We start from the raw sequence: 22,134 nt of genomic DNA on the forward strand, positions 1-22,134 counted from the left end.
GCGGTATCATCGCGACGTGACGCCTGCGTTTCGCGCGGACGCCATCGTGAGCGCGATCAATGCGTCTTGACGGTGCCGATCGATGGTGCGGGGCTCATGCTGCCGAGCAACTCGGGCTGCGTGCCCTGGGCGACGTTGATGCGAATGCGTCCCACGGCACCGCCGCCGCCGCCGCCCGTGGTGTAGGGCGGGTACGTCCCGGGTTGATCTTCTCCGCACGTCGCTGGGCCGGGCGGCGAGGTGGCCGTGCCGCCAGCGCCACCGGAGTACCCGAGTCCCCCGCCTCCGTTTCCGCCGTTGGCACGCAAGACGCTGCTCGCGGTGGCCGATACGCGCAGGGCCTCGATCAATATCGTCCCGCCGCTTCCACCGCCACCGCCACCGCGCGCCCCGGGGGTGCCTCCGTTGTAACCGTCCGAGCCGTCGGCCGTGATCGAGCCCGTAATGCTCAACGTGCCGCACGATACGAATTGCACCGCGGAGGCGCCTGGGCCTCCATAGGAGCTCTCCCCGCCGCTGCCTTCGACCGATAGCGCGTACGCGCCCGAAGCGCCGGGGAGGAGAGGGGACGCGGTCTCCGAGCCGTAGGCGACACCGCCCGACGAGCCAGCGGCGGCAGTCCCATGGCCAGCACCGCCGCCGCCGCAATAGCCGCCCAGGGCGGGCTTGGGGTTGCTTTCTCCGAATGCGCGCAGTGCTTGCGGCACCCAATACGAACCGAGCTGCATCGAATTCGTCGCCACGACGGCGATGACTTCATTGGGATCCGACGCTGAGATATCGCCGGAGACGTTTGCAAATTTGAAGAGGCAAATATCCGGTCCGCCATTTTGCGGAATCACGGCGTCGCATTGGACCGGAAGCTGGCCTCCCGCAAAGTCCTTCGTTCCGGGGGTATCGCAAATGTTGGCCGGCAGATTGGACGGCGTAAGCACGCCGCGCGATGCATCGGGGGGCGACGTATCGGGGATCGCGGCGTCGCTGGGGCTCGACCCATCGGGGCTCGATGCATCGCCAGGGCCCGATGCATCCGGGCTCGGCCCCCCCTCGTTCGATGCGTCGACACGGCCTTCGTCCAAGCCTCGCGTATCCTTGCCGCTCTCCGACGAGCTACCGCACGCCATGACGAAGGCCCAAGTGACCACCACTCCACCGATGACGAATCGTCGCTTCATATCGATGAATTGGGCCGAGGCGGGGCAATCCATCACTCGCGGAAAAATTGGATCTCTCGCGCCAGCGTGACGCTGAATGCCCTGAGCCGAGGTGTGCCGACCACTCGCATGCGTGCGCGACACCGGCGACGTGGACTGTGCGCTGGGGTGTCCCCGTTTCCACCAAGAAGGAGATGGAGCGCATCTCCGAAGAATAGTGGAACTTGCCCATTGCCATGTACGGGTGCAACGAACCGCACCGCAAGTATTTGGGTCGCTACTTCACGCATTATTCGCGGCAATGGGGTGCGTGTGTCGATCGACTCGTACAGGGAAATGCCTGATCCCAGATCGCCGTCGAATCATTTTCTTCGCCAAGAGCTTTCGATCCCACCGAAGGATCGACTGCCCTTCGGCCATCTAAAATGCATGCGCTCGTCTTTTTGGTGGAAGCGGCGGAGTCGTGCAATCACGGTTCTCACGCTCGTTCTTGCTTCAGCATGCAGCGATTCGACCCCGCAGCCGCGGGTGGCCGATCAGTGTCCCGAGTGCACGCCGGCGGAGGTCAACGATGACTCGGCCGCGCCCCTGGTGTGTGGTCCGGGTCAGCCGGACGCCCGTGTCGATCCGGCGAGCGGTCTCGTTCCCGCATGGCGCGTCAACCTTGGTGCGGGCGAAGATTTGGCCTCCGCGGAGGCTGCGGACAGCGTCATTGTCGCGAAGAAACGGAATGGCCGCACGGTGACACTCGACGCCGAAACCGGCGGTGAATGTGCGGAGCTCGTCGCCGCACGGGAGAGCGGACGCACTTCGGTCATCGATGCCTACAATCCGCGTGCGCGCGTCGTGCACGGGGTACTCGTCGGTAGCTCGAAACAGTCGCTCAGCGCCATCGGCATCCGCACGGGTGCCGTGCGGTGGACGCGCGCGCTGCTTCCGCCGTCGCTTCGCGGCGACGAATACGCGCTGACGAACTCCCTGAAGGTCCTTGCAACGTCCACGGCCATCGTCGTCGGTGCCAATGCGTCGGACGGACGCGAAGTGGTGGTGGCCATCGATCCGCGCACGGGGATGGATCTCTGGAGCAAAATCGTCGTCGAACGCCGATCGCACGACGAAGGCGACGTGATGCTTGCAACCGACGGAGCCCGCGTGTTCGTCCGCACGAACGGCACATTGACCGCGTACGAGGCCAATGGCACCTCGACGTGGAGCACGTCGTGGGCGCCTGCGGGCGCGCTCCCGCTCGTTGCGGCAGACAGCAAGTACGTGGCGATCGCGTTCGACGGACGCGTCCAAGTCGTCGATGGCTCGACCGGGGCCGGGGTGGGCGAAGTGGCCATCCCGGGCACTCCGACGGAACTCATCGCCAAAGATGGATATCTGTTCGCCGCCGCCGAAACGAAATCTGGAACCGTGACCGTCCTTGCCATCGATTTGGCGACGGGCGGCGTACGATGGTCGTTCGATTCGGCCTATTCCGCGCGATCGCTTCGTGTCGACGACGACCTGGTCTACGTGCTCGATGGCAACCGCCGCGTGTGGGGCCTCGAGCGTGCGACCGGGGCGAGGCGCTTCGGGCTCGGCACGGGAGCGTCCGACTTTGCCGTTGCGCGCCCGCGCCGAGGCACGCCGCGAATCATCGCGGCGTCGAGCGGTGTCGTCGCCTTCGACGCGACAGGGGCGGAGCCTCTCCCGCTCGAGCCGTTTCCCCGTTGGTTGTTCGCGGCAGAGTCCTCCGGCAGCTACGAGAATTGCAGCCTGCGCGCGCTCAGCTGGGACGATGGCAACGGACGCTCCCTGTGGCAGCGCGACGTCCCCGCGCGGATGCGCGAGATTCGGTTCCCATGCAGGTCGCTCGAAGGCTATCGACGCGAGGCGCGTTTCGTCGGGCGCCTTCCCTATTCCATGTTCGGCACGAGCGTGAACGACGGCACACTCGTCGAGGCGAACCGCACCGGGGTGCTCGCATTGAATCTTCGCGATGGATCCGTGCAACTCGACGCTGCCGCGCCAGGATCGGAGCGTGGCGTGTCGTTCTACCAGGGCACGTTCGCCGTCGATGGGCTCTCCGACTGCAAAGGCGTCACCTACGGGGCCGAATTGTTCATGCGCTGCGGCGACCGCTATGTCTACTTCAATGGAACGACGGCGCTCGTGCTCTCCGGCACGCCGCTGCGCGTGGAGGCGACGGGAACCTATGCGTCGGACGCCATCGAAGAGTACATCGCGGACCAGCACGCGTTCCACGTCCGCGCGGTGGTGACCGCGGGGGCTTACGTCTTCCGGCTCGAAGGCACGCAACCCGTACCCGACTGACCTGTGATTCGCGACGCGCCGAGCTGGGCGCGATGGGGCGGCTCGGAGTCAGCGCGCGCGCCGGTAGTGCATGGCGACGGCGCCGTTGCGGAGCGGCTTCGTCGAGACCAGCTCGAGCCGTCGCGTGCTGGGCAGCCCGCTCTGGTACAGGGTCGGGCCGTGGCCGGCGATCCTGGGGTGGATGAGGAACTCGTACTCGTCGATCAGATCCAGCCGGTCCAGCTCGGTCGCGAGCTTGCCGCTACCGAGGAGCACACCGGCCGGGGTCGCGTCCTTGAGCTTCTGCACGCCCGTGCGCAGGTCGCCGGCGATGTGGTGGCTATTGGTCCACGGGAAGTCCTTTCGCGTCGACGACACGACGTACTTCGGCTTGGCCTCCAGCTTGACCGCCCACTCGCGCATCGCCGGCGGCGCCTCCTCGTCGCCGCGGGCGACCGCGGGCCAGTAGCTCTCCATCATCTCGTAGGTGACGCGGCCCCATAACATCGCCCCGGCCTCGTCCATGAGGCGGGTGAAGAAGGCGTGTATCTCGTCATCGGCGATTCCCTCCTGGTGGTCGACGCAGCCGTCCAGGGTGACGTTGATGCTGAAGGTCAAGAGTCCCATGCGGCGAGTCTAAGCCATACACCCCTGACGATGGAACGGCAGGCCGTCGCAGAACGAACCCAAATAGAACACCACCGGAAACGTGAGCGTCGATTCGGTTCAGTCGACGGCCCTTTACGGGCGAACCCGGGTCACTCCTAGGGGCCGTGGCCGCCATGGTTTCATGGGCAGTCGGGAATGACGTTGCCGTTGTTGTCTTTGGCCTCGTCGTTACCCCATCGCGAAAGGTAATACGCCGATACATAAGCATTGCGGCCGTTCTTGCCAGGGAACGTCTCGTCGAGATCCGTACGGAGCCACCAGTGGTTGAAGGAATCGCCCGAGCGGACCTCGGCGCCGTAGACCTTGCAGTACACGTAGTTCGTGCCCTTGAAAAGGGTGCCCTGGGCGTCGGACATGTTGGCGTCGTTGTAGCCGGTCGCATTGTCGAACGTGTCGACATAGGATTTGCCGCCCGTGCCCCCGCACCCATTGTCGCTGGTGATGTACTCTTGATAATACTCACCCGGATAGCCCAGCCCGCCCCCGTTGATTTGGATGTCTTGGCCATCGCCGAAATACAGCTGCTCATAATGGATGTGCGGGCCACTCGAAGCGCCCGTCGAACCCGTGATGCCGATCTCCTGGCCTTGCTCGACATAGGATCCGTCGCCGACTGAAAATGACGAGAGATGAAAATAAAACGTCGTCCACCCGTCGCCGTGATCGATCTGGACGTAATTTCCCGCGCCACCTTCTTGATAAAGATTGTGCACGGTTCCTGCGGCGGATGCGAGGTTGGGGGTGCCGCCGGTCGACCCGCCGTCGGTGCGAATGAAGTCGAGCGCACGACGAACTTCCCCATCATGGTGTGAGTACGTCCATTGCTGGCCACACGGGAATGGCGCCTTGAAGTTCGGCGCAAACGCCAATTTGGCAGACTTACCCGACTTGCCCGACTTGACGGCGCGTGACGCACCGGCCGGCTTCGCCGGTTTTGCGGCGGCGGCAGCATCAGCGAATGCAAAAAGACCGATGAACAGCGGCAACGCAAGCACTGCAACGCGAATGGATTTCATGTAGGTCCCTTTCCTAAGCAAGGAGACGGCCCGAGCTCGTGAGCAATACGTAGTTGCTCTTAGCAGCATGACAAGCCTGCCGGTATCCAGATTTCATGATCGCATGTGCGAAATTGGCCATCGCGCGGCGCCTCGCGACCTACCGCGATGTCTCGCGATCCGCTGATTACCGAACATCAACTGAACAAGAGTAGCGAGGAAATGAGCAGAATCTGCTCAAGTCTGACCGAGGGCTTGGGCAATGATTGCTCATTGCACCGTGCTCATATCGCATTTCGGCGCGATCCGTACGTCCGGTGGATGCACTCCTAGCGCAGCGTGGTACGAGGCGTTACCGCAAAGTTACCCGACTTCACGAACTCCTCGCCGCCGTCATCGACGCCGGCCCCAGTCCTCGAGGAACTGTTCGCGGAGCGCGTCCGGACATAGGGCCGCGACAAATGCTATGCTGGCTCTTCTTCGCCCTCGACGACGAATGCGCCTCCGAGCGTGACGCGGCAATCGTTACGGGGCGCGCTGTCGTATTCCAGTTCTCGGAATTCGATCGTGACTTCCTCGTTTGGCCAAAAGAGCAACCGATGGGCGAATGTACCGTCATCCGCAATGTCGAGCTCCTGGTAAAGGACACACGCCTCTCGGTCGTTTGCGGCGTTTCGCAGTGACGCGATTCGCGGTCTGCCGAGCATCGCACCTCGATAAGTTAAACTTACCGTCTGGTATCCGATCTCCGAAGTTCCGGCGACGAGCCTAAGCTGAAGCTCCGCGGCGGACGGCTTCCAGCGCACCGACTCGATGAGCGCATCGTGGAGGGAAGTCTCCTGATGTAGACGGGCCATCGAGGAGGGGAACCGAAAGACGATTTGCTCGAGCCGCGCCGCATACGCGTCGCAAACGAGGGCATGCGCATCATCCGTAAGCTCACCGTTTGCCCAACCGCGAGTGAAGTATCGCACGGTCCGAATCTAAGACCCAGCATCAACCGAGTCAATTTGGGTCGACTCGCTTGCTCCCTGCGAGTTACGTGAAGGGCGCAGAATTCCAATTCCGTCTTTCGTAGTGTTGCGGCGGGAACCTTTCGTTCGCGGGTCTGTCGAATCGGGCGAAGGTACTCAAGGCATGAATCTTCGAGACGTGAAAATTGGCACTGTGGCTGCCGCGACGAGTGCGCTCCTCGTCGTCGCCGTGTTCCAAGGAAAGCAGACGGTTTCGTCGGCAGGTCATTCTCCGAGCCTCGCCCCCTGCGATGGTGTGACGTTCGATGTGCGCGGCGCTTATGCCGCACCGATGGCGGACGAGGACACGGATGCAAACGAGAATCTCGTGGAGGAGGTGCGCCGTTACGAGCATCGCCTCACGGCCCTCGAAGCCGAGCGAGCTTCGCTCGAAAGCAAGCTTGCAACGGCGGAGAATCAGCTCAGTACGAGCGATGGAGGTGAGAGAGCGCGCGAGGTTGCCGAGCTATCCCAGGACGACTGGAAGGAGCTCGCCAAAAAGGAGACTATCAAGTACACGATGCCTTGCTTCCGCGAGCAAGCGGATGACTGGGACCCATCGCCCGAGCAAATGGTGAAGCTCGGTCTCGCTCCCGATGACTTCAAGTCGATTGGGCTCGCGTACGCGCATTCGCAAGATCGCTTGGGTCGTGCGGTGCGTCCGCTCTGCCAGCGGGCGCTCGGCGGCGACCCTGCGGTGGTGGCGAAGATCCCTCTTGCCGAGTGCATCGATATCGTCAAAGACGTTGCCTCTGCGGCGGACCCTCGGGGGGTCGACGAATCGATACGCCATGTCGCCGAGATACGGGCGGGCCTCCGACAGACACCACCGTCCGAGCAGCAGGGCGCAACGATGAAAATGTTTCTCGCGCTCACGGGAGAGGCGAGTGTTTTCGAGGCCGAGCTCGCCGAGAGCTTTGGCCCCGAGGAGGCACATCGCCTCGCGCACCACGACGAGATGTGTCGCAGCAGCGGCTACCACCGTGCACGAAGAAAACCACCGGTATCGGCGCCGTCGCCCCGGCCTCGTCCATGAGGCGGGTGAAGAAGGCGAGTGTTTCGTCGTCGGCGATACCCTCCTGGTGGTCGACGCAGCCGTCCAGGGTGACGTTGATGCTGAAGGTCAAGAGTCCCATGCGGCGAGTCTAACGCATACAACTCCTGGCGAATTCACGCGGGATCCTTGGAACGCTAACATCCGCGGCGCCGCAACATGATATACACCGCCGATGGGTGTCAAGTTCTTACGTTCGCAGCATTTCTGAAGAGCTTTACGCTCGTATTTACACGAAATCCGAAGTTGGCTTGCGCCTAGCGCGTGAGCAATATGCGTGCGACTTCGACCGCGCGACTTTTTTGCGGAGCGTGGAGCAAGGGCCCGAGAGGCAACTCCCCGCGGGCGTCGCCGAACGGGCGAACAAGTGCGAGCGGCAACGGGACGAGTTCTGGAAGTGGCTGTTCGAGCACGGCGTTGCGCGGCGCGATGTCGATCGCGCGCTCCCTTTGGAGGGGGCGTGGATGGGCCTCTCATGGGCTTATCGAGGATCACGCGCCATGGATCTATTGTTCAAGGAGGAGGTGTGCGCTCCGTTCGAAGACGATGGTTGCGGCCCCATACGACTTCTCACCAACGGCCAGGTACATATAGTGCTCGACGCGTTGGCCGAGCGCCGTGTCGATGAGTTTGGAGCACACTACGAAGTTGGCCGCGTCGCGTGGAGCGCAAGGGGATGCTCGCCAAAGTCCGGTGAGGAATCGTACGAATATTTCGCGATGCTCATTGCTGCCCGTCAGAGGCTCGTGGCTTATTTGAACGACGCCAAGAGGTATTATCGGGCGCTACTCGTTTGGACCGACGTATGATCCGAGCCAAGCAACGCGGGCGCAGCGCTACAGGGAATGCAGGTACCCCTCGAGAGAGCTCCACGCGACGCGCGTGTTCTCATCATCGAGATGAGGGGCGCGGAACGTCGCCGCGAAGGCACAGACGTCGGACAATCGCCACTGGAGCCGGTAGAATTCCAGCGCTGCTCGGTCGATGCGCGTGCCATCGTTCGACGTCCCATTCACGGGGAAATCCTCTTTGCCGAACGATGTTGGTCGACATTTCGATTATGCAGTGAACGAACGGGATGCAACTGGGAACTAGGTGGCCACTCAATGGAGGAGGTCGCGTGAATCTCGATAGCATGATGTGCTTGGCATTGGCGAGCTTGGCATTTGCAGGTTGTGCGGAGGATACCTCACCCGATCCTCATGGACGCTGGTCTGCTGGACTGACCGTTCAGGAGGACACTCAAATAGCGACGCCCCTGCAAAGAGGTCTTGATCGGCTTCATTCCGGCGGCGTGATTGGCGTGGTCGCTCGAGCGAGTGACGGTGCGCACGTGATCGATGCTCGCAGCGGCAGCGCTCGTCGCAATAGCACGGAGCCCGTGGCGTTCGAGAGCCAGTTCCGGATGGGCAGCAATACCAAGACCTTCGTCGCGGTGGTGATGCTGCAACTCGTCGACGAAGAGAAGATTCGACTCGACGACACCGTCGATCGATGGTTGCCCGGGCGGGTATCCGGACATGGGAACGATGGCAAAACGATGACGATGCGCCATCTCCTGCAGCACACGAGCGGTCTCTACGATTACGCCAAAGACTTGCTCGGGGACTTCACGGAAAAGGATTACTACGCAAAGCGTTTCCAACATTTCGACTCCGAGGCGCTGGTCGCAACCGCGATCGCGCACGAGCCGAAGTTCGCATCCGGAACGAGTTGGAGCTATTCGAATACGAATTACACGCTCGCAGCCATGATCATCGAGAAAGCCACCGGCCATGATTGGCGTACAGAAATACGTACACGTATCCTGGAGCCGCTCCACATGTGGCACACGTTCGAACCGGAAGATTGGGCCGATCTACCCGCGCCGCACGCGCAGGGCTACAACTCGTTCTCCGCGGGACAGCCGCCCATTGACGTCACCCTATTCAACATGAGCTGGGGTGGTGCTGCGGGGAGCCTGATCACCACGACCGAGGATCTGACTCGATTCTGGCGTGCGTTGCAGGGTGGAGTACTTCTGTCTCCCGCGCGCATGGCGGAGATGCATGACACCGTTCCCGCCACCGAGCTGCAGGCCGTGTTTCCGGGGCTACGCGACGGACTTGGCATCTTTTGGTCTCCAACGCGGTGTGGTGGCTTCTGGCATCACCCCGGCGACGCACCTGGGTTCTCCACACGCAATGCGGTCAACGAAGGAGGCACCCGCTCGGTGGTGCTCTCGGAAAACACCACCGGCGACGTACCCGTCGCGTCTCGCGCCAACGACGAGCTGCAACTGCTGGAAGACGTCATGTGCGCCGATCGATGAGTATGCCAGCGGTCGCACTCCCGACCGCGTCGGAGGTTATACGGCGCGCGGCCGAACTTCTTCCCTGAAAACGATATTTTCGACGCGCTGCAAACGTGGAGGCTTTTTCGCAGTCGCTCGACGACAGAGAGAGATTTTGTTCCGTGCGTTGCCGCACCACTCCTGTCAGCCTTGGCGCCACCTTGAATTCCAGCTGGAAGCGACTTTGGGGCCCAAGGATGGCCACGCGATTCGTCTCGGCGGGACGGTTGCGTAGTGCGACGGTGCTCGTCGCTCTTCTCTTGGCATCAGTACGAGCCTCGGCGGACGTGCCCGAGGTCAACCTTCGATACGAGCGTGGGCCGCGGGCAGAATCGTGCGGTGGGGCGGACGAACTCCGCGCTTCGGTGGCGGCTCGACTCGGCCGCGATCCGTTCGTATGGCGCGCCGACGTGGATACGGTGGTCGTTCGGCTTCGACGGGTCGGCCCCGCGTTGGAGGGAACCTTCGAACGTCACGGTCCCAAAAACCAACTTCGCGGCAAGCCCTCGAAGATTACGAGCAAGGCAGGCGACTGCGCGGAGATCATGTCGGCCTTTGCCGTCGGCATTGCCATTGCCATCGATCCATTGAGCCTGACCCGCGAAAGCCCGCCGCCGGAGCCCGCCCCTTCCCCAACGTTGCAAGCGAGCCCGCCGCCGTTGCAAGCAAGTCCGCTCCCCGCGGAGCCCGCTCCTCCGGCGCCGCGCGACGAGGCGGCGCGTCCACCCCCGATCGCGCGGAGCGAATCGGTTCCGGTCCGGGTTCATTTGGGCGCGGGGCCGTCGGTGACGTTTGGGAGCTTGCCGCAGGTCGCGCCCGGGGCCCGTGTCTCGTTCGGGGTCTCGCGCGGCATGCTCGAAGTGGACCTGGAAGGGCGCCTCGATCCGCCGGTGACCCGTCAAGCCGAGGGCGGCCGGATCGAAGCGTCGCTGGCATTGGTCACCTTTGCGCCGTGCCTTCGGTACGAGTTTCTTCTGAGCTGCGCGCAGATGTCGCTCGGGGCGCTGCGCGGAACCAGCGTAGGTTTCGACCATACCCGCGAGGACAACACCTTTTACGTGGCGGCCGGAGCGCGGGCGGGGGTCGAGTTTTCGCTGAGCCGGCACCTCGCGGTGCGCGCGATGGGGGAAGGGCAGATCCCGCTGCGTCCGACGCGGCTTTTGGTCGTCGACACGCCGGTGTGGTCGACGCCCGCGTTCGCGTTCTCCCTCGTGCCGATGCTCGTTGCGCGTTTTCCGTGAGAACGAGGGAGTCGAGCTGCCAAATCACCCAGGTGGAGCCTGCCTGTGAAGACGAACGACGTTCGCCTACGCTTCGCGACATCTTCGACTCGGAGCTGCACTTCGTTTGGCGCTCGCTGCGCCGCCTCGGAGTCCCTGATCGCGATTTGGAGGACGTGGCCCACGAGGTGTTCGTCGTCGTCCATCGCCACCTCGGGCAATACGATCCGGCTCGGCCGCTGCGACCCTGGCTGTTCGCGATGGCGTTCCGCTGCGCGTCCGAATATCGGCGCCGCCCGCGCCATCGCCGCGAGGTGTTCGAGGACCAAACCTTGGATCACAGCGATTCGGCCGAGCCGGTGGACGAAGCTTTGATGCGCGCGCAAGAGAGAAACATCGCGCGACAGGCGCTGCTCCGGGTGCCCGAGGATCGGCGCGCGGTACTCATCCTCCACGATTTCGACGAGGTGCCCATGCACGAGGTGGCGGCGGCCCTCGAGATTCCACTGAAGACGGCGTACTCGCGGCTGCGCATCGGCCGCGAGGAGCTCATCGCCGCGGCGCGACGCCTGCAAAAGCGCCGATCCGTCAATGCGGAGCAACCATGAGCGTCTTGCCCCCCGAAGACGAGTTGCGCCGTCTAATTGCCCTCGAAAAGTGCGCCGACGACGATCCGGAACCGGTTCGAGCCAACCTGTCCGCGCGACTCACACCCCTGCTGGACGCGCGGCCCAGTGCGCTTCGTTCGCCGCGCGGGCGTATCGTTCGCTGGAGCATCGGCTCGTTCGTCGCGGGTGCGGCGGCCGGCGCGGTAGCGCATGCCGCGTTTTCGACGCCGGATCCACGGGTCGAGGTTCGCTACGTGGATCGCGTCGTCACGGTGGAACGGCCCGTCGATGCGGGAGCGAGTCCGCCACCAGAAATTGCGCCGGCGCCGAGCACGAAACCCGCTCGGCCTTCCGCGCCGGTGACTGCAGCCGTGGACACCGATTTGGCGCGCGAGCGCCAATTGATCGACAAGGCGCGTTCGGCGTTGGTGCGAGGCGATGCTCCGGCAGCGTTGTTCGCGGTGGAGGAACATGCGAACGCGTTTCCGCGGGGGCAGCTCGCCGAGATGCGCGAGGCGGTGGCGGTGCAGGCGTTGGCCAAGGCCGGACGCGACGACCTTGCCCGCGCGCGCGCGAAGCGCTTCCATCAGACATTTCCCGCCAGCGTGTTTGGCCCGGTGGTCGACGATGCAATTTCGTCGATTCCTTGAGAAGCGGGATCGCGTCACGCCAAATGAAGAAAGGCGGGGCCGACTTGAAGTATCGAAAATTACGGTGAGACCATGAAGATCCGATTGTACGGCGCACTTGCGGGAACCATTTTGATCGCACAGGCCTGCACGGCTACGCAGGATCTCGGCGAGAACGATCCCAGAAATCCCAAGCCCGACTCCGGCCCCGGCGACGCCACGGCAGGCGACGGCTCGACGCCTCCCGGCGATGGCGGGACGCCGCCGGCCCAAGATGCGGGCTTTTCGCTCCAGGCGGGGCTCACGTTTACGCAGTTTCCGTTCGACAAATCGATCAACACGATGTGGGGCGCGAGCGGCTCGGACATCTGGGCGATCGGCAACGAAGCTTTCCATTACGACGGCACGAAATGGTCCTTGTTTCCGACCTCGTCCTTTCATCCGGGGTTCGGCAATCCTCCCCCGAGCCTTTCCGAGATCTGGGGGACCAGTTCGATCAGCGCATGGGGCGTTGGGCCCATCATCATCTATCGATGGAACGGATCCGACTGGGTCTCACCGCCCAAACTCCCCGGCGAGCGACTCTCCCTCTATACCTTTTCGGGCGTCTGGGCGGAAAACGACAACAATGTTTGGGTGTCCGGCTCGAGGTACATCAACGGAACGAATGACCTGGAGAAGTCCCTCTTTCAATTCAAAGACGACGCCTGGACGACCAAATACACGCAGCCCGACGGCTACTACTACAGCATCTGGGGCAGCGACGCGCAGCACCTCTGGATCGGCGGCGACAACCATATTCTCGCGTACGACGGTCAAAACTTCGTCACCGTGGCGAGCGGCCTTTCCGTGCGCGTCCAGGTCATTCGAGGCACATCGGCCAACGATGTTTGGGCCTTTGGGACCGCCGGCTTCATCTCGCACTGGGACGGGAAAGCATGGAAGCGCTTTCCCATCGCCGCATCCATAGATTTTCGCGCCGCGTTCATTCGCTCGGCCAACGACATCTATGCCGTCGGTAAACTGGCCAATACCGGCTCCGCCATTGCCCACTGGGATGGCGCGTCGTGGACGCACGGAGCGGCCCAAGACGGTGCCATCCTTCATGGTGTGTGGGGCGGTCCCAACGAAGTCTGGGCGCTAGGAGACAAGATCGCCTATCGCGGGAAGTGAGCCGGCGGAGCCCTCTTGCCGATCGACTGAGAGGCAATCGCACACTTCGCGAGGCTCACGGGGGAACGTGCGCTTTCCTTTGCGCCATCTCCGTTATGACGGCGGATCTCGCCGAACTCGCCGTGTATTGACCAGCAGATGCGCGTCCGTGTCCATGGTGTGAAACGGACACGCATGTGCCCATTCACGATGCCGTCTCAATCCTGGCGGCTCGTGACCTCCAACAAGTGATAACCGAATTGAGTCTTGACGGGCCCTTGCAGCGTATTGACCGGCGCGCTGAAGACCACGGTATCGAACTCTCTGACCATCTGCCCAGGCCCGAAAGAGCCCAAATCGCCGCCCTGTTGGCCAGACGGACACGTGGAGTTGGCCTTCGCGATTTTCGCGAAGTCCTCGCCGGCTTCGATTTGGGCCTTCAGTTCAAGGCATTTGTCTTCGGTGGACACGAGAATATGACGGGCTGTGGCTTTCGGCATGGCAGTTCTCCTCCGAGCGAAAGCCTCCCATGCTCCGTGATGATAGCCAAGCATGGACGGTCTCCAAAAGTCGAATGAGCCTGGAGCGCGTCGCGCCGGATGAGATTCATGCGCACGTCGCGTGCTGTACCGAACGCCCAGCGCATTCTTCAAGGAAGTATTCCTCGCCCCGGCCTTCCTCGTGTTTCTCGAAAGCCACCGAATGCCTATCGTTCGATGACACCCCCCTTCTACTCGATCATTATCGTTTTAGATGCTTTGGTTTTCAATGGGCGCCGCGAAACGAATCGCGTTGCCTTGTAACAGGACGTTAACGTTCTCGTCGTGGCGTGTGAAGCGACGTCGATGGTGGGAAAAGATCTTTTGGCTCGCGGGCCAATACAGATTGGCGAGCGTCGTTCGAGGGGGCAACAACGAAACTGCTGCGTTCGTCTTGGTGTACCTGTCGTCCGCCGAGGTAACCGCCGGCATCGAGCCTTGGGGGGCTAGCCCGAGCCTCAAGGGCCGAGAGCTTCTCGAGGCGGTGCGTACTGCGTCGAGCAAACGTCGGCCCCCGCTGGCTTCCTGAGCGGACGAAGCCCTCGTTGAATCGTTGCAAGACATCCATCCCGCACGACGAACTATTCCTCGGTCATGCCGGCCCCTCGATGCCGGCGAGGCGTTGAAGGCCATGGGAGCTCGGGCCATGGCACCTGCGCGCAGTTGCCCGCAGACGTGGGGCCGCTCGCCGATGTGCGGAGGACTCTTTGCCGCCTTTCGCCTCCATCGGGGCGTGCGCGCTCGTGTTTTTTCTCCGGCGGCTCTTTTTTCGACAACCCGCGCCGCGCGCGCGCCGATGTTACCTGCGTCGAATGTCCCGACTCGTTCGAGCGCACTCCGAGACGGATCGTGGTGCGCACCAAACATGAACCTCCACGGACGGATCGATTGTTTGGCTTGTCCTTCCAAATACAGACGACGCGATATCGTCGACGCTAGCCCGATATTACTTCTTTAGTGGTCTCTGCAGTGCTCCATAAGGTGCGCCGATCATGCGTGCGGCGCTGCTTTGGGTCCGTTTCATAGAAAAGGGAAAACATGCTTCGTTCAAAATCCAAGTTGACATTGTCGCTTTTGCTCGGCCTCACCACCCTCGCGGGCCTCGCTGCGTGCTCGGATTCCGGTGAATCCTCGCAAGCGGACCAATCCACCGGAAATGGATTGCACGAGGGAACGCTGCTCACCAGCTCCGGCCCGATGACGATCCATTACGAAGAGCGTGATGGACAATTCATTTGGCAGGGCGACATCATCCTCGAGCGCTCGAAAGTCGCCGAGTCCAAGCCCGGATCGTTGGGCGATCAAGGCTTCGCCATGGGCTACCGCACCCCGGTGTTCGACGCCGGCGGAATCTGGCCGGGAAACGCCGTCTCCTACCGGTTCGATTCTACGGTGTCCTCCTCGCTCCGGACGACGATCGATCAAGCGCTCGACCATTATCGGAACAAGACGAACGTCAAATTCTACTTCGATTCGTCGAACACGGCCGGCGATTACCTCCTTTTCCGTGGCGCCAACGACACGGGCTGCAACAGCTACCTCGGCCACGGGTCGGGCGCGCGCACCGTCAACCTCGGTCCCGGCTGCAACTCCTTCGACACGGCGGTTCACGAAATTGGGCACGCCGTGGGTCTCCAGCACGAGCAATGCCGCCCCGATCGCGACAACTACATCACGGTTCAATACAGCAACATCCGTCAAAACATGTGGGGCCAGTTCGACAAACAGAACGGCGCCCCGGCGGGTTCGTTCGATTTCGACTCGGTGATGCTCTATCCCGCGTACACCGGCGATACCAACTTTGCCATCGACACGAGCAAACCCATCATCACGAAGCGTGACGGCTCGACGTACCCCAATCCGCAGGACGGCAGCGGTCTGTCCAACAGCGACATCGCGGCCGTTACGCTGCTCTATCCGGATCACCCGCCGGCGGGCGGGCGCGTCGCGGCGATCCAGCAGTCAGATGGCTGGGTCGACTCGATCGTGGTCGACAAAAACGGCGCCCTGCAGCTCGCCTGGGAAGGCAACAACCAGCCCTGGAAGAACCTGGCGGCACTCTCGGGAAATAACTTCGCGCCGCCCGGTGCGGGCGTAGCCCTGGATCGGCAAGGCCCGGATCAGATCGACGGGTTCGTCATCGGCAACGACGGTGCTCTGTACGTCACCTGGAGGCCGGGCAACGGCGGCAACTGGTTTGCTCCGTATCGCATTTCGCCGGCGGGCGTCGCGCCGCCGGGCGCTGCGGTGGCGACCGGACACCAGGGTGATCTCCTCGACGTGTTCTTCGTGGACAACAACGGCGCAGTGAACGTGTCGTGGATCGCGCCCGGCGGCACCTGGGCAGGTCCGGCGGCGATCACTGGGGCGAACTTCGCGCCCAAGGGCGGGAACATCGGGACGGGCATCCAAGGCACCAATCAGCTCGATCTGCTGGTCGTCGACAACTCGGGTCGGGTCAACGTGCTCTGGATCGTGCCCGGCGGCACCTGGGCAGGTCCCGTCGCGCTCACCGGCAACGTCGCTCCGCCCGGCGCGTCCATCGCGATGGGGCATCAGAACGCCAACCAGCTCGACGCGCTCTTCGCGGACAACTCCGGGCGGCTCAACGTGATGTGGATCGTCAACGGCAATCCGTGGGCCGGGCCCGCCGCGCTGACCGGCAACGGCGCGCTGGCTCCCGGTGCGATCCTCTCGGCCGGACTGCAGTCCGCGAACCAGCTCGACGTGTTCGCCGTCAACCCGAACGGCGCACTGCAAGTCTACTGGATCGTGGATGGCAGCCCCTGGAAGGGGCCGTACAACATCTCACCGAACGGCTTCGCACCCTCCGGCGGCGGCGTCGCGGCCGTGCGTCAGAACGGCTCGCAGCTCGACGTCCTCCTGACGGGCTATCAGGGATTGTCGGTCGCCTGGATCCCGGGCAACAACGTCTGGTACGGCCCCGGCCTCGTCTTCTGATCGATCGTCCCGATCGCGGAACGATAAGACGATAAGAGGTCACGCGCGCGCGCACCCCAACCGGGTGCGCGCGGTTTTTTTTGCCTCGAGCCCGATCCCGAGCACGGCCGCCAGCCCCAGCTTAGTGCCGAGAAGGAACGCCTCAGCACGCCTAAGCTGGGGAGGCCCAGCACGGCAGGGGGAGCATCTATACAGGAATGATTCGCGCCGGGGAGGCGGTAGATATGGCCACAAAGCGGGCGTGTGTATCTTACGAGTCGCGGACGTTGCAACGGCGGCACGCTTTTGCGCGCAGGCATTCCAAGCTCATATGAGGAACTCGATGCGAATGGTTGCTGCGAGTTCTCCGTCGGAGAAGAATTCCGATGGTGAACGTTTCAGGCAACGATTCCGACTCGTCCCAACCGAGCAATCTCTGCAAGCGCCGCGCGCTCCGGCAAACGAATTGCTCGTGGATGAATCAACGTAGCACCGGCGTTTTCCGCGTAGCGACACATCGTGCCATTGTCGAGAGCAACGTCTTCGCTCGCCAACATTCGGGCGAGGCGGTGAAACGGTAACCAAATTGATATTTTGATACGAGAATGTGCGCGATGAGGGAGGGCGCGAGCATGCCGCGCTCGAGAAGCTCCTTCGGCTTGGCCGCCGTCACGAGCGAAACGACCCTCGAGTGCGGGATCCAGAATCTCGATCCGGGTTTCCGGCATCTCGATAGCGCTCAGATCGCGTCGACCCGTCGATTTGGAAGGATTGGGGCAGTACGAACGAAGTGAGCATGGTGCATACGTTGCACCTGTTACATGAGCACGCGAAGTGCCTGCAACGCCTCGACGGCCGTTCGGTCGCGCCCATTGCTTGCTTACACGAGTCGGTGCTTGAGACTGATCCGACGGGACGCGAGATGCGCCCCGAGGATCCGGCGGCTGACGTGGTGTGCGAGCCGCAGCCGGCGCGAAGGCAATGTCGTGAAGAACGGCGCGGGGGCATCGGCGCGGACGACGACGTAAGCCCGGAGGTATTCCGCTCCCGGGCCGAGCCCCAGCCATCGACCGCCGGCGGGCAACGTGCCAAGATCATGGCGCGATGCGGAGTACTGGCGCCGTTGATGTTCCCCCAAATGCACGAGAAAACCAGCGTCCCGAATGGTTTCTTGGATTGAATTGTATATCCTTCGGTCCGTATGCGAGAGGAACGAGGAAGAATCGAAGGTGACCTGCGCGTGGCCGAAGATCTTGAGCTTCACGGCGTCGTCAGCGGAACCGTTACCGTCTCGGGCAAAGCCACCCTAGTCCTGCGCGGCATGGTCATCGGTGACGTCATCTTGGAAGCGCGGAGTGCCGTCGAAATTTTCGGGATCGCCGCGCGCGACGTGATCAACCTGGGTGGCCGACTTCGCGTTCATGGAACCGTCTTGGGCAAGGTTGTAGGGCAGACAGCCAAAGCTGACTGCGCCACCGCGGATCAAGACAATGCCCGTCGCGCTGGTGGTATTTTTCTTAGGGCAGCCCTTTTTGCGGCTCTCCCCACCGTGGCCGGTGTGAACTTCGCCTTTCAGGCGGGCGAGCGCGGTCACAATCACCCGGGGTGGCTCGGTATGATGAGTGACCTCGCGATGGCGATGATCTGCTTCGCGATCGCCGTGATTATTTTCGCCGTCGTGGCGGCAGTGTGTGCTCGCGCGAAATCGGCCGGCTAAGCAGCAATCGTGATGCGCTTTTGGCTGACGTCGTCCAGCCAGTAGGCCCGGCCCTCGTCCACGATCAACAGTTCCTCGAACTTGCAGCCGAAGGTACCGACACGGACATGAGGCTCAATGGCCCAGACACCCGTCTTGGGCCCGTGATGCAGAGGGCCGAGCGTTTCGGGGTAGACCAGTCTGCTGATCGACTTCAGTAGAAAGCCCGGCCCGTGCCAGCTAATCATGAAACCGAACGCTCTCTCCGAGGGAAACCAAGTCTCCCGGCTGAAGTACTTGCCATGCCGATAGACGCGATGGCCCATGACCGAGTGCACGTAGCCGTCGGCCGCATTATCGTACCCCGCAGCGCGTATCTCGGCATCCGCCCAATGGAATACATCTCTTGCGGTCTCGGGATTGGCGAAGCGTTGCGGCAGGCGCGCGCGCAATTCGCTGAGAAAGCTCTGCGCTTTTTCCAACGTGGGGTTCGGTCCGACACTCAGCGTGTAAGCGATATCTCCCGTGTATCCATCCACGATGGGTGAGCAATCCAGAATCACCACGTCCCCCTCACGAAGTACCTCTCCCTCTCCGCGGGCAGGTTCCCAATGCTGCGTGGGGGCCAGCGTGCGCTCTGCGAACGCAACGATAGGCTTGTGCAGATGGGCGCGGACTTCGTGGTCGTTCATCCATCGCATCATCCAGCGGCTGGTACGGCCCTCGGTCCACCCGGGGCGCATCTCCTTGGCCGTGGCTTGTGCGCATTCGAACGCGAGACGCTGTGCGTTTCGAAAGCCTTCGACATCGGCGGCGGACGGCGGCCGCGCCGATGCCGTGGACCTTCCGGAAAGCCATTTCGCGAGACGATCGGAATAGGAGTGGGGTCGCGTTTCGCCGCGAGTGGAGAGGCGCGTGTGCATCGTCATTTGGTTGCTCCTATCGCTTTGCGTAGACGGTTACGAAGTTTCGGCGCCAACCGACCGTCGGCGTCTCGCTGCGAGTCCGTGACGACGCCGAGTGCGAGGATCTCCGCTCCCTGCTGCAGCGCCGAACGCAGCTCGCGATCGCTCAATCGAAGCCGATCGGGTCTTTGTGCGAGGGCGAATACACCATTCAGAGCGCCCCAAAGGAAGCGGGCGGTATCGAGCGGCGCGACGCCACGGAGTGTTCCCTCGTCGATCCCACGCTTGATGACTTTGGCAAGGGCTCGAGTCATACGGTCGATGCGTTCCGACAGAACGAGGGCCGCGGTATCGGTGCTCGTTCCTCCGGGCGGCATGGCGACGACTTGAAACAGACGCGGCGACTCGAGGTAAAAGCGCAGGTAGGCGCCCACGGCGTCGACGAGTTTGTCGACGGGCGGGGCGTCGGAATCGTAGACGGCAAGCATGTGCCGCTCGTTCTCCTCGAGGGCGCGCTCGACGACGGCCAGGTGCAAGTCCTCTTTCTTGGCGAAATGCAGATAGACCGTGGCCACCGCCACGTCGGCAGCATCGGCGATCTGCTCGATCGTGGCCAGTTCGGCTCCGACCGCGGCAAATCGCTCCTCGGCCGCATCGAGAATCTGGGCCCGAGTTCGAGCTTTACGGCGGTCCTGACGCGTACCGCTTGCCTGGCTATCGGCTGACATGATGTCACTTTATAAGACCGTCCAATGATTACTAGATGATTCATCTATTATTGGTGGAAGCCTATACCTAAGCCGCGCGGCCTCCACGAGTTCGGCAAAGTGCCTGAATGAAGGCTGCGGGCACATCCCAGCGAAAAGTCCGGGACGAACCATCGCGACCATACATGTATGGTGCCGGTTCTCCGAACACGTCGTGGTCTCCTCCGAAGGTCGCTCTAGTGCGGGCGTTCCACCTGGATCGCGCCAACGCCGGAGAACACGCGCCAACCCGCGGCGAGCGGTCTTTGCTTGCAGCAAACGGGGAATGGCTTGCAGCGGGCGGTGAAAAGAACGCGGCGTTCCCGGCGAAGATTGAGACATGAGATGGATTACGTCGCTCTCGTTCGTTCTGGTCGTCGGATGCGCGCAGCCGGCCACTCCGGAAATTCAGCCGGAGATGCGTGTCGTCCATGAAGCCGTCGAAGCCTTGGGCGGGAGGAGCGCGGTCGACTCGGTGCGCACGCTGACGGCAGAAGGCACCGGCGAATACTTCTTCCTGGGTCAAAACCGCAGCCCGGATTCGGAACAGCAAATGTTCGAAATCAAGTCGTTCCAACGGATCACTGATCTGGCGCACGAGCGGTTGCGCCACGAGCAGGTTCTCGAGCCGCGATTCCTCGGGACCTTTCCCAGCTCCTTCACCAACGTCATCGGACTGGACGGCGACGTGGCCTTCGAGGACGATCGCGGGAACATCTATCGCGAGGCGCCCTCGGTGGCACGCGATCGGCGAGTGGAGCTCCGCCACACCGCCGTGGGCATTCTGCAGACGGCTTTGGCCAAAGGAAGCGTCGTATCCAATCTCCGCCACAACGGCGTCCATCCGAGCGTCGATGTGCGCACTGCCGATGGCAGCGTGTTCACCTTGACCGTCGACGGCACGACGCGATTGCCAATCAAGGTCGCGTCGAAAGGCGATCAAGCCAATCTGGGCGACGTGATGATGGAGACGGATTTCGGTGCTTACCAGCCGGCGGGCGCGATGAAGCTTCCCACGCGGGTAGCCTTCCGTCTCGACGGACATCCGGTGCTGAACCTCCGCGTGACGAAGAACACCGTGAATGGCCCGACACCCGATCTGAGCGCGCCGCCCGCCGCCAAGGCAGAACCGGCCGACCCCGCTCCAAAGGTGACTGCCGAACCGCTGGCCAAAGGAGTGTGGCTCCTCGGCGGCGAATCGCACCACAGCGTGCTCGTCGAGTTTTCCGATCACGCGGTCCTGATCGAAGCGCCGCTGAGCGACGCGCGTGCCTTCGCCGTGCTCTCCAAAGCCGCCGAACTGCTGCCGGCCAAACCCGTGACGCACCTGGTGAATACGCACCATCATTTCGATCACTCCGCCGGAGTGCGCGCCGCCGTCTCGCGAGGCCTCACCATCGTAGCGCACGAGAAGAGCCGGCGATTCCTCGAGGCCATGATGGAGAGACCGCACACCGTGGCCCCGGACGCGCTGGCCAAGAAGCCGATGCGCATGCAGCTGCAAGGCGTGGAAGGCCGAACGGTGCACCAGGACGGGACGCGCACGATGGAGATTTACGCGACCGGCGGCACCCACGCCGACACGATGCTCGTCGTGTATCTCCCGAAGGATCGCTTGCTCGTCGAGGTGGACGATTATGTACCGCGCCCACCGCAGGGGACGCCGCGGCCCAATCCCTTCGCCGCGAGCTTGTTCGCCGCCGTCGCATCGAGAAAACTCGACGTCGAGCGCGTGGTGCCACTGCACGGCCGCATCGCTTCCTTTGCCGAGTTCGAAGCAACCGTGCGCTCCGAAAAGGCGCAATGACGTGAAACGCGACGGCGCCCGGCGATGGCTCCGCGGGACGACTGTGATCGAGCATTTCTCTCGCACGGTCCGTCGTTGCGGCACCACTCCGTGCACGATACCGTCACGCCTGTGCGGCAATACCTCTGTTCGATATTGCTACTCGTCATCTCGGGCGGCTGCCAACGTCGAGGCGACGAGGCCGATGCCGGCACGCCGTTGCCGGCGCCAGCCACGACGACGCTTCCCGCCGGGCCGTCGCCCATCGAACTCCCCGACGCGTCGCTCGACGCTTCGGACGACGCGCCCTCGAGCCTCGATGCCAGCTCCGACGTCGCTTGGATCTGTGTGCCGCCTCACCGCGGAAGCTATCCCGAATGCGAAAACATCGCCACCCT

Annotated in this window: 21 protein-coding genes and 1 pseudogene; 12 read left to right on the forward strand and 10 right to left on the reverse strand. The window is 62.9% G+C overall.

Going from position 1 to position 22,134, the window contains the following annotated elements:
* Positions 1 to 56 precede the first annotated feature (56 nt).
* Positions 57 to 1,175 carry a hypothetical protein gene (locus LVJ94_48845; GenBank protein WXB04792.1) on the reverse strand — a complete coding sequence of 373 codons (1,119 nt, stop codon included), beginning with the start codon at positions 1,173 to 1,175 and terminating at the stop codon, positions 57 to 59.
* Between the two features lie 408 nt (positions 1,176 to 1,583).
* Between LVJ94_48845 and LVJ94_48850 the strand changes: the two genes are divergently transcribed.
* Positions 1,584 to 3,473, forward strand: a complete 1,890-nt coding sequence (locus LVJ94_48850) for a PQQ-binding-like beta-propeller repeat protein (protein WXB04793.1) — start codon at positions 1,584 to 1,586, stop codon at positions 3,471 to 3,473.
* A 48-nt stretch (positions 3,474 to 3,521) separates the two neighbouring features.
* On the opposite strand, the gene LVJ94_48855 is transcribed toward LVJ94_48850, so the two are convergent.
* From LVJ94_48855 to LVJ94_48865, 3 genes are all read right to left on the reverse strand, one after another.
* Positions 3,522 to 4,079, reverse strand: a complete 558-nt coding sequence (locus LVJ94_48855; GenBank protein WXB04794.1) for a dihydrofolate reductase family protein — start codon at positions 4,077 to 4,079, stop codon at positions 3,522 to 3,524.
* A 161-nt stretch (positions 4,080 to 4,240) separates the two neighbouring features.
* Complete coding sequence (locus tag LVJ94_48860) at positions 4,241 to 5,137, reverse strand: M23 family metallopeptidase (GenBank protein ID WXB04795.1); 897 nt, start codon at positions 5,135 to 5,137, stop codon at positions 4,241 to 4,243.
* Between the two features lie 443 nt (positions 5,138 to 5,580).
* Positions 5,581 to 6,090, reverse strand: coding sequence for a DUF4085 domain-containing protein (locus LVJ94_48865; protein WXB04796.1), 510 nt, complete (start codon positions 6,088 to 6,090; stop codon positions 5,581 to 5,583).
* Positions 6,091 to 6,253: 163 nt separating this feature from the next.
* On the opposite strand from LVJ94_48865, the gene LVJ94_48870 reads away from it, so the two are divergent.
* Positions 6,254 to 7,165, forward strand: a complete 912-nt coding sequence (locus LVJ94_48870; protein WXB10842.1) for a hypothetical protein — start codon at positions 6,254 to 6,256, stop codon at positions 7,163 to 7,165.
* Here the strand turns inward: LVJ94_48870 and LVJ94_48875 are convergent.
* Positions 7,146 to 7,265, reverse strand: a pseudogene (locus LVJ94_48875) (deaminase). The gene LVJ94_48870 and the pseudogene LVJ94_48875 sit on opposite strands and share 20 nt — an antisense overlap.
* Positions 7,266 to 7,434: 169 nt before the next feature.
* On the opposite strand from LVJ94_48875, the gene LVJ94_48880 reads away from it, so the two are divergent.
* Complete coding sequence (locus LVJ94_48880) at positions 7,435 to 7,992, forward strand: YfbM family protein (GenBank protein ID WXB04797.1); 558 nt, start codon at positions 7,435 to 7,437, stop codon at positions 7,990 to 7,992.
* A gap of 27 nt (positions 7,993 to 8,019) precedes the next feature.
* Here LVJ94_48880 and LVJ94_48885 read toward each other — a convergent pair whose 3' ends face one another.
* A complete protein-coding gene (locus tag LVJ94_48885) occupies positions 8,020 to 8,199 on the reverse strand; it encodes a hypothetical protein (protein ID WXB04798.1) in 180 nt (59 codons plus the stop codon).
* 317 nt (positions 8,200 to 8,516) lie between these two features.
* Here LVJ94_48885 and LVJ94_48890 point away from each other — a divergent pair, with 317 nt between their 5' ends.
* From LVJ94_48890 to LVJ94_48910, 5 genes are all read left to right on the forward strand, one after another.
* Entirely contained in the window at positions 8,517 to 9,494 is a 978-nt protein-coding gene (locus LVJ94_48890; protein ID WXB04799.1) for a beta-lactamase family protein, read from the forward strand.
* Between the two features lie 218 nt (positions 9,495 to 9,712).
* Positions 9,713 to 10,756, forward strand: coding sequence for a hypothetical protein (locus tag LVJ94_48895; protein WXB04800.1), 1,044 nt, complete (start codon positions 9,713 to 9,715; stop codon positions 10,754 to 10,756).
* Entirely contained in the window at positions 10,753 to 11,343 is a 591-nt protein-coding gene (locus LVJ94_48900) for a sigma-70 family RNA polymerase sigma factor (protein ID WXB04801.1), read from the forward strand. The genes LVJ94_48895 and LVJ94_48900 overlap by 4 nt, the downstream gene beginning before the upstream one ends.
* On the forward strand, positions 11,340 to 11,993 hold the full coding sequence (locus LVJ94_48905) for a hypothetical protein (GenBank protein WXB04802.1): 654 nt from the start codon (positions 11,340 to 11,342) through the stop codon (positions 11,991 to 11,993). The genes LVJ94_48900 and LVJ94_48905 overlap by 4 nt, the downstream gene beginning before the upstream one ends.
* A gap of 72 nt (positions 11,994 to 12,065) precedes the next feature.
* Complete coding sequence (locus LVJ94_48910; GenBank protein ID WXB04803.1) at positions 12,066 to 13,145, forward strand: hypothetical protein; 1,080 nt, start codon at positions 12,066 to 12,068, stop codon at positions 13,143 to 13,145.
* Positions 13,146 to 13,342: 197 nt separating this feature from the next.
* Here LVJ94_48910 and LVJ94_48915 read toward each other — a convergent pair whose 3' ends face one another.
* Entirely contained in the window at positions 13,343 to 13,624 is a 282-nt protein-coding gene (locus LVJ94_48915) for a peptidylprolyl isomerase (protein WXB04804.1), read from the reverse strand.
* A 331-nt stretch (positions 13,625 to 13,955) separates the two neighbouring features.
* Here LVJ94_48915 and LVJ94_48920 point away from each other — a divergent pair, with 331 nt between their 5' ends.
* Entirely contained in the window at positions 13,956 to 14,192 is a 237-nt protein-coding gene (locus LVJ94_48920) for a hypothetical protein (GenBank protein WXB04805.1), read from the forward strand.
* A 509-nt stretch (positions 14,193 to 14,701) separates the two neighbouring features.
* Positions 14,702 to 16,624 (forward strand): M12 family metallopeptidase, encoded by a 1,923-nt coding sequence (locus LVJ94_48925; protein ID WXB04806.1) that lies wholly within the window; start codon positions 14,702 to 14,704, stop codon positions 16,622 to 16,624.
* Positions 16,625 to 17,483: 859 nt separating this feature from the next.
* Here the strand turns inward: LVJ94_48925 and LVJ94_48930 are convergent.
* Positions 17,484 to 17,747: a hypothetical protein gene (locus LVJ94_48930; GenBank protein ID WXB04807.1), complete on the reverse strand. Its 264-nt coding sequence runs from the start codon at positions 17,745 to 17,747 to the stop codon at positions 17,484 to 17,486.
* 96 nt (positions 17,748 to 17,843) lie between these two features.
* Between LVJ94_48930 and LVJ94_48935 the strand changes: the two genes are divergently transcribed.
* On the forward strand, positions 17,844 to 18,320 hold the full coding sequence (locus LVJ94_48935) for a hypothetical protein (GenBank protein WXB04808.1): 477 nt from the start codon (positions 17,844 to 17,846) through the stop codon (positions 18,318 to 18,320).
* Here LVJ94_48935 and LVJ94_48940 read toward each other — a convergent pair.
* Positions 18,317 to 19,042 carry an aminopeptidase P family protein gene (locus LVJ94_48940; protein ID WXB10820.1) on the reverse strand — a complete coding sequence of 242 codons (726 nt, stop codon included), beginning with the start codon at positions 19,040 to 19,042 and terminating at the stop codon, positions 18,317 to 18,319. The two genes, LVJ94_48935 and LVJ94_48940, sit on opposite strands and share 4 nt — an antisense overlap.
* Positions 19,043 to 19,224: 182 nt before the next feature.
* Positions 19,225 to 19,932 carry a TetR/AcrR family transcriptional regulator gene (locus LVJ94_48945; protein ID WXB04809.1) on the reverse strand — a complete coding sequence of 236 codons (708 nt, stop codon included), beginning with the start codon at positions 19,930 to 19,932 and terminating at the stop codon, positions 19,225 to 19,227.
* Between the two features lie 358 nt (positions 19,933 to 20,290).
* Between LVJ94_48945 and LVJ94_48950 the strand changes: the two genes are divergently transcribed.
* Positions 20,291 to 21,757: an MBL fold metallo-hydrolase gene (locus tag LVJ94_48950; protein WXB04810.1), complete on the forward strand. Its 1,467-nt coding sequence runs from the start codon at positions 20,291 to 20,293 to the stop codon at positions 21,755 to 21,757.
* Positions 21,758 to 22,134 lie beyond the last annotated feature (377 nt).

This window comes from Sorangiineae bacterium MSr11367 (assembly GCA_037157805.1).
GTDB lineage: Bacteria > Myxococcota_A > Polyangia > Polyangiales > Polyangiaceae > Pendulispora > Pendulispora rubella.